This window comes from Desulfobacula sp. (assembly GCF_021107415.1).
In genome coordinates this window covers 1-7184 of sequence record NZ_JAIOSW010000036.1, presented here as the reverse complement: position 1 = coordinate 7184, position 7184 = coordinate 1, and the positions used below count along the sequence as shown (strand labels likewise).

Sequence of the window (7184 nt, the reverse complement as noted above, 5' to 3'; positions counted from 1 at the left end):
GTATGTGAATTTTCAAAACGGTGTAGTGTCCTATAACGAGGCAGGGACAAATTATTATGTCCGTCCGGTGCGCGGGGGGGATAGAACGATGATATCTGCCGCCGTGTGCAGTGCCGGAACACCTTATTATCAAGCAGGGGCCAATACAGTGGCTGATGCAGACACGGGCCTGATGTGGCTTCAGCAAGACCTGTCTCCGGTTACCTGGCAGCAGGCCCTTGCCCTGTGTGAAGCAGGCACTTGGGATGGTCATGATGACTGGCGCCTGCCCAACCGCAACGAGCTGCAGTCCCTTGTTTTATATAATCGATATAATCCTGCTGTTGATCCCCAGAAATTTTCCAATACCAGTGCCGGCGGATACTGGAGTTCCACCACCAATACCACAGATCCGTCAAGGGCCTGGTATGTGAATTTTCAGAACGGTGTAGTGTCCTATAACAGCAAGACCGGCACCTATTATGTCCGACCGGTCAGGGATAATGACGGCTATCTTGCGGTCCTGTATCCGGAGGGTCGGGGATATGCCCTTCAGGGTGAAACTATTACCCTGCGGTTTATTTCCGGGAAAAGCATCCACTGGTTTGCCTGGGATCTTGATTATGACGGGTATGATGATATGTATACCTATGACAACGAGATATCGTATGCTTTTGATGAGCCTGGTGAACATATTATCCGGGTCAAGGCAGTGACCTGGGATGGGAGCCGGATTATTTCCCTGGTTACGGTCCGGGTCGGCGAACCCGGCGGTATCACTTCAAATATCACATTTGAACCTTTTGCTCCGGAAAATGACACGATTCCTTCAAGGGTTATGAAAGGCGGGAACGCTGTCCGGTACTACCGGATTCTTGATACGGCTTCAGGACTGCCGTTGCAAGGAAAACTGATCTGTTTCAGGTTCAATGGTTCAGCAGATGTCATCTGCAGGGATACGGATGACCAGGGGTATGTGCAGATTATTTCTCCTGCCGTGGAAAATCCGGGAAACTTTTTTGTTGAAATCACTTCTGAAAGCGGTGGTTCGGTTGGATTTGCTGCAGGAAATCCCCCTTCGTTCTCTATCAATGTTGAAGACAGAACCTTTACAGAGTCCTACGGTATTTTCATGGGAACGAATGCGTCTGTTGGAAAAATACTGGGTGCGAAAATAGGGCCTGTGGAATTCAGTGCTTTGAAGGCAGGCATCGGAGCTGGTAAGCATGTGATGACAGGTTTCGGGTATGAAAATAAGGAAGATTCAGCCGATTTTTTCATTGAAAACGTTCTCGGGTCTGAGTTTGAGGCGGAAATACATGCCGGTCTCTTTGGCAAGGTATTTAAAACAAAAACCCTACCGGAAGTTGAAGTAGGTCCCTCTCTTTCCGGCAGCATCGGCCGTGATCTGTCCACCGTGTATGAGTATCCCGGGTTCATGGATAATGGCGATATTGATGGGGCTCAAGCCCTTGCCGCCGGTATTATCCTTCTTGAAAGTGCTATCAATGCTTCTACCCAGATGGTTGTGGGCATGGATACGCTGCTTTTTGGCCTGGTGAACAAGACGCTGGAGCATTATGGTCTCGATATAACTGTTGATTCTTGGGGCAATGCTTTCAGTCTCGCTGGCCAGGCCAGTCTTGGGGCTGGCTTGAGCCTGAAAAATCCCCTGGGGCTTTCCGGTATGGCTGGCAGCACTTGGGAGTTTGATTTTTCCGCCCTGGATGGGGAGTATGTTTATACCTTTACATCTGATTTTGATGATTGGGGGAGATCTGCTTTTGAGCAGAGTGTGGTCACTTCCCTTGATATGGGCAGTTTCAGTGTTTCTTTGGGACAGAAATTCGGCGGGGACAAGCGCAAAAAAAACACCCCCAGGTTCTTTCTGGGGTCAATCTTTTCCATTTCTCCATGGATACAGAAAGATGGAGAGCAAGGGACCAGAATCATCAATTATAGTAACGGTAGTCGGTACCTTGAGTATTATCGTCTGGTGGAAAGTGAAGATGACAACTTTCTTTTTTTTAGCACGGACACGACCCGGAAATATATTCATTATTATGTAACAGATATTCAAGTTATTGATGATCTTGCCCTGAAATCCGATCTGGCCGGGGAAATGGCAGATCTAGGTGATGGCAATTTTGGTTTAAGTCTTCGCCCCTCCACCTACTCCCAGTTCTATACAGCCCTGTTTGATACCAGTGCCGGACCTGTATCCTGGGAGGAAAGAACAAGGGAACAACAGCTCTTTGATCTTGATCTGGAGTTTGAGATTGGGCTGGGCCTTTACCTGGGGGTTGGTGCCCAGTTAAAAACATGGAAGCAGGTTGAATATATATCGGCCCGGGGAAAGATGGATAACGGGGCCAAATACATCACCGCTCTGTATGAAAAAGACGGGTATATTACAGACCATATTAAAGGATATGATCCGTTTATCACAGCCGGAGTTGATGCCGTTCGGGATATGTGCGCCAGCCTGACTGAAACCATTGAGGCCATCATTGAAGCCGGCCAGGATGCCATTGCAGTAATTGTTGAAACCGGGGCAAAGCTCAAGGCAGGTGCCGGGGATTTGATTGAGGGCAGCATACTGTTCCTGACAAAGATCAACCCCTTGCAGAAAAGCTATCAGATCAAGGCTCTGTCAGGCCTTTTATCCAAAGGGATTGACATGGCCAATGCAGATACGGTGGGACAGGTGTATATTGTCAATGTCAAGGATGAAAACGGTGATCCTGTCCAGATGTTCCCGGCTCTTCTGGAACTGACCCTGGGATATACAGAAGGTGATCTTGTTGCTGCCGGATATACCCTGGCCGATGCGGAAAGCCTCAGGATCTACCGCTGGGACGGTGAATCCGGGTTTTACATCCTGATGGGTGGCAGCGTGGATACCCTTGAATCCAGCGTGACCGCATTTATCAACAAGCCTGGTCAGTACCTTCTGGCCATTGACGGTGCTCCGCCTGATATTGGTGATTTTGCTGTGTCTGTCGGTACAAGATCTCCTGAACTTTCTTTTATTATCATGGATTCTTTGAGCGGCATAGATACCCCAACCATAGAAGTTCGTATTGACGGCACCCTGGTCGTCAGCGGCTCCGGATGGGAGGAACATTATGATATTAATACGGGGGAATTTATTTACCAGGTGGAAGAAGAACTGGTACTTGGGTCCCACACGCTGAACGTTATTGCCCTTGACCACATGGGCAACCTGCTGAACCATACCGAATCTTTTGTTATCAATGACCTGGCCCCTGTAATTGTTCATGATCCTGTCCTTTCAGCAGAGGCAGATACCCCATTGGTGGTCTCAGCTATGGTTACTGATGATCAGGATGTGGAAACTATTCTTTTGTCCTTCCGCGCCATGACAAATGAAATGCCCTATCAGCTCATCCCTATGGAAATCAACACGGGGACAGGAGCGTATGAAACATCAATTCCTTCAGCCTATCTGACCGGACACGGGGTACGTTATTTTATCCGGGCCCTTGATATATCAGGAAATATTTCTGAAACAGATCCGGTGGACATTGCAGTAGCCGACCTTTCCGGTCCTGTGATCCCGGGTTCGCTGACCGTGACTATCATCAATGAGCAGTTTAAAATTTCATGGCCCATGGCCGCAGATGTTGATACGGCCGGATACCGTCTCTACTGGGGAGAAACACCTGACAACATGGTCGGTATGGGAGATCTGGGACTGACCGGGTTTACACTACTGGACATCTCCTGGGATGATCACTTTGCAGCCGTGACGGCAGTTGATGATTTTAATAATGAGGGCAATATGGCAGGGCCGATTCGGGTGGGCCGCAAGGCCGATCTTGACCGTGACAGGGATGTGGATGGAAATGATATTTCAGGTGTGATCCTGAAAATCCAGGCAGGAGACACGGATGTCAGTGTGGGTGATGCAGCCGAAGGATTTGGAGATCAGTTTTGATCCAAAAAGTTTTTCTCTTTTTACAGCTATAGAATATTGTGGCATAAGAGAAGCCTTTGATCCGAAACTGCACACCATTTATGAGTGAACATGTTCTAACTGTTCAGTTATACACTTTTTTTAGGTATTAGTTCTCCCTCAATATATTGGTGAATTAAACCGGAGATTAAAGTTTGATATGGGATACCCATTTCAAACGCTTTTTTTTGAATCCCATGGTAGTCATGATCATAGAGTCTTAACGTAATTTTTTTATTCTTTCTAAAAGTATTTTTTGCTGCAGCTTTAATATCTTCCAACTCCTTTTCCGATGGTGTGGTCAGTTTCATTTTTCCGCTGTTATAAGCATCTATAATATTTTTTTCTTCGTCATTGTATTTCATTTTCTCCCTCCCTGTTCTTTTTTATAAGCCTTTGAAGCTTTTCGACTCGGGATAATTGTTTTCAAAAAAATGTATTCTTTTTCAATAATATGAGGGACCATATAGATATAATCTTCAATAAAAACGAAATAGATTCTTTGGCCCGGATATTTTTTTTGATCCGGATGGTCTGAAATTTTCCATACATCTCCTTGTGATAGATGGAAGACAACCTTTTCAAAAGATAGTTTTCTTTCTTTTTTCAGCCATTCATTTTTTTCTGAATTCCACTCATATCTCATACTTATAAATGTACATTCAATGCATGTACAAGTCAAGATGGTTTTGCATGCCTCTTTAGTTTTGTAAATACATGCTAAAGGAAAATTATACCATTCAACTTAAAAACATAGTAAGGTGGGATATGAAGCTGCCAATTAAAAAAAAGGAAAATAAATTATGAAGCGATATATGACAGCGATTATTGAAAAAGAGGATAAAGGGTATGTTGCCCTCTGTCCGGAACTGGACATTGCAAGCCAGGGGGAAACCGTCAGCGAGGCAAAAAATAATCTTCAGGAAGCACTTGAATTATTTTTTGAATGTGCATCCTCTAAAGAGATTGAAGGCCGGTTGCACAGCGAGATGTACGTTACCCAAATGGAGGTTGCGGTTGGTTAAGCTAAAAATCTTGTCTGGCAAAGAGGTGTGCAATATATTGTCTAATCATGGTTTTATGGAAATACGAAGAAAAGGCAGTCATGTGATAATGCAAAAAAAAATTCCTGGAAGCACTGTCACAGTCCCGGTACCGGATCACAAAGAGATTAAAATCGGGACATTGCAATCCGTTATAAGACAGGCCGGTTTGAGCCGAAAAGAATTTGAATAATAATCTGTTGCTGCAAGGTAAGCAGAGCTGCACTGGAAAAAATGGATAGCTATATGGCATAAGAGAGGCCTTTGATCCGAGACTGCACACTATTTATGAATAAAATTTATGTCCCAATTATTCAGTCATACGCCTGAGCTATAAACTATTCTTGACTCTTATTCCGTAAAAGTTTGAACTATTCCGGAATTAATAATTATTCTGAATGGTTTGTTTCACCTGTTTTTTGATGAATTTCAAAGATATCAAAATTTACATCAACTATTCCCAGATAGTCTTAACATGTGGATAATCAAGGATTTTATCATTTTTGGTAACAAGCGGCAGGCCCATGGTCATGGCAGTTGCTGTTATAATACGATCAGCCGGATCAGGGTGAAAATTACCTGGCAGGGTGACAGACCGCAATGCAATAGTGTTGTCAACCGGAATAAATTGAACAAATGGTAAGTCTTCTGTTACTTTAAAGCTTCCCAGTCATTCTCTGCAACCGGTTCTAAAGGATCATAGTAAAATTGTATAGAGTTGCGTAAATCCTTTAAAATTACCTGTGGTTCGTCGCGATAAGGCACTATCTTAATTACCGGCCTGGCATGATCGGTTATAATGAGTTCCTTCCCGGTTTTTTCTATCTGCCTGAAATATTTGAGTGCACGTGGCTTAAATTTTGATTTTGAAACAATATGTTCCATAATTTTTTCCTATAACACTGTTTTAATATAGCCAGTTTAACAAGGTCATATTAACTGGTCAAGAAAAAAAGGAATTCCGGGAACATCCCAAACAGGCCTAAGAGCTTCATATTCTTTTTTTGTCTCTAATATACCTTCCGTTTGGAAAATCCTTTTCCAAGTACATTAAAGGTGTTTTCTGTAATTAAGAATGCATCCGGATCAATGGTAAATGCAATTTCCTCGATTCGTTTTATCTGAAAGGTATTAACAACCGTCAGAATAATGTTTTTTTCCTTGCCGCTGTATGCCCCCTCTCCTTTTAGAAATGTTGCCCCTCTCCTCAGTTTTTTCATGATTTCATCTGCAATCTGTCCGGGATTATTTGAGATGATAAAGATCATTTTTTTCTGGTTAAACAAGGTGATGAAATATTCAATTACCTGGGATGTGATATAACTCATGGCCATGGAATATAAAATTAAATCCGTATCAAGTGTTCCAAAAGAAAAAAGGAATAAGACAAAATTAAAAGAAAAATTATATGTTCCGATACGGATACTGAATTTTTGGTGTAAAATGATAGAGATAATATCATTGCCACCTGCAGATCCCAGGGAACGAAAGACAATACCGGCTCCGGCTCCTATGATGGTTCCGCCGGCAAGACTTGCTATCACCAGATCCTTAACAGGGATTTCAAACCAGATGAAATCAATAGCTAAAGTTAAAACAATGGCACCGTAAAGACTGTAAAATAAAAAGCGTTTACTGATAAAGAGCCACCCGAGAATAAATACAGGGATATTTAAAATAAAATACCAGATACCCGGTGTGAACAATTGTGTGTAATAAAAAAGTAAAATACCTGCCCCGGAAAACCCGCCGGTAATCATTCCATTGGGTATGACTATGGCTTTAAGTCCAATGCCGAGAATAATACTTCCCAGGGTGATCAAAAAAAGATTCCACGGGATTGAATAGGTTATATTTTGTAATTTCATGGGTTCATCCTTATGTTTTGAAAAATGAGTCTGATAGTACAAAATGGATATTAAAGTAAAGCTTTTTTTAAAGCGCTGGATATTTGCTATAAGGTCTGGCCCCGGCCGCATATTTAACATAGACAGGCTGCCAGCTGAGATATTTTTTCAAAGCAAGACAGACATTGGCTCATGATTTTTTGTTGGTTAGAAGATTGTTTTTCTGCACGATAAATAAACAGTGCGGATATGTAAAAAGAATCAATATGAAGCGGGGATTTTTTTAAAGGACGTGTAAAATTATGGGGATGGATTCAGCATGAAAATTCATTCAAG

At 42.9% G+C, this 7184-nt stretch carries 8 protein-coding genes; 3 read left to right on the top strand and 5 right to left on the bottom strand.

Features of this window, described 5'->3' with window-relative positions:
• The coding region (locus K8S13_RS01965) for a DUF1566 domain-containing protein (protein WP_291460024.1) at nt 1-3940 on the top strand (3940 nt) is incomplete at its 5' end.
• Between the two features lie 107 nt (nt 3941-4047).
• Here K8S13_RS01965 and K8S13_RS01960 read toward each other — a convergent pair.
• Entirely contained in the window at nt 4048-4323 is a 276-nt protein-coding gene (locus tag K8S13_RS01960; protein ID WP_291460023.1) for an antitoxin, read from the bottom strand.
• Complete coding sequence (locus K8S13_RS01955; RefSeq protein ID WP_291460021.1) at nt 4320-4604, bottom strand: toxin; 285 nt, start codon at nt 4602-4604, stop codon at nt 4320-4322. The genes K8S13_RS01960 and K8S13_RS01955 overlap by 4 nt, the downstream gene beginning before the upstream one ends.
• A gap of 157 nt (nt 4605-4761) precedes the next feature.
• On the opposite strand from K8S13_RS01955, the gene K8S13_RS01950 reads away from it, so the two are divergent.
• Nucleotides 4762-4983: a type II toxin-antitoxin system HicB family antitoxin gene (locus tag K8S13_RS01950; RefSeq protein ID WP_291460020.1), complete on the top strand. Its 222-nt coding sequence runs from the start codon at nt 4762-4764 to the stop codon at nt 4981-4983.
• Nucleotides 4907-5194: a type II toxin-antitoxin system HicA family toxin gene (locus tag K8S13_RS01945; RefSeq protein ID WP_291460026.1), complete on the top strand. Its 288-nt coding sequence runs from the start codon at nt 4907-4909 to the stop codon at nt 5192-5194. The genes K8S13_RS01950 and K8S13_RS01945 overlap by 77 nt, the downstream gene beginning before the upstream one ends.
• A gap of 261 nt (nt 5195-5455) precedes the next feature.
• Here K8S13_RS01945 and K8S13_RS25545 read toward each other — a convergent pair whose 3' ends face one another.
• From K8S13_RS25545 to K8S13_RS01930, 3 genes are all read right to left on the bottom strand, one after another.
• A complete protein-coding gene (locus K8S13_RS25545; RefSeq protein WP_367172509.1) occupies nt 5456-5602 on the bottom strand; it encodes a hypothetical protein in 147 nt (48 codons plus the stop codon).
• Between the two features lie 50 nt (nt 5603-5652).
• A complete protein-coding gene (locus K8S13_RS01935) occupies nt 5653-5886 on the bottom strand; it encodes a type II toxin-antitoxin system Phd/YefM family antitoxin (protein WP_291460017.1) in 234 nt (77 codons plus the stop codon).
• A 125-nt stretch (nt 5887-6011) separates the two neighbouring features.
• On the bottom strand, nt 6012-6869 hold the full coding sequence (locus K8S13_RS01930) for a YitT family protein (protein ID WP_291460016.1): 858 nt from the start codon (nt 6867-6869) through the stop codon (nt 6012-6014).
• Between the last annotated feature and the right edge of the window lie 315 nt (nt 6870-7184).

Excerpts from the sequence above, each read along its gene's own strand:
- K8S13_RS01960 (WP_291460023.1), bottom strand. The coding sequence starts at position 4,323 with ATGAAATACAATGACGAAGAAAAAAATATTATAGATGCTTATAACAGC.
- K8S13_RS01935 (WP_291460017.1), bottom strand. The coding sequence starts at position 5,886 with ATGGAACATATTGTTTCAAAATCAAAATTTAAGCCACGTGCACTCAAA.
- K8S13_RS01950 (WP_291460020.1), top strand. The coding sequence starts at position 4,762 with ATGAAGCGATATATGACAGCGATTATTGAAAAAGAGGATAAAGGGTAT.
- K8S13_RS01930 (WP_291460016.1), bottom strand. The coding sequence starts at position 6,869 with ATGAAATTACAAAATATAACCTATTCAATCCCGTGGAATCTTTTTTTG.
- K8S13_RS01955 (WP_291460021.1), bottom strand. The coding sequence starts at position 4,604 with ATGAGATATGAGTGGAATTCAGAAAAAAATGAATGGCTGAAAAAAGAA.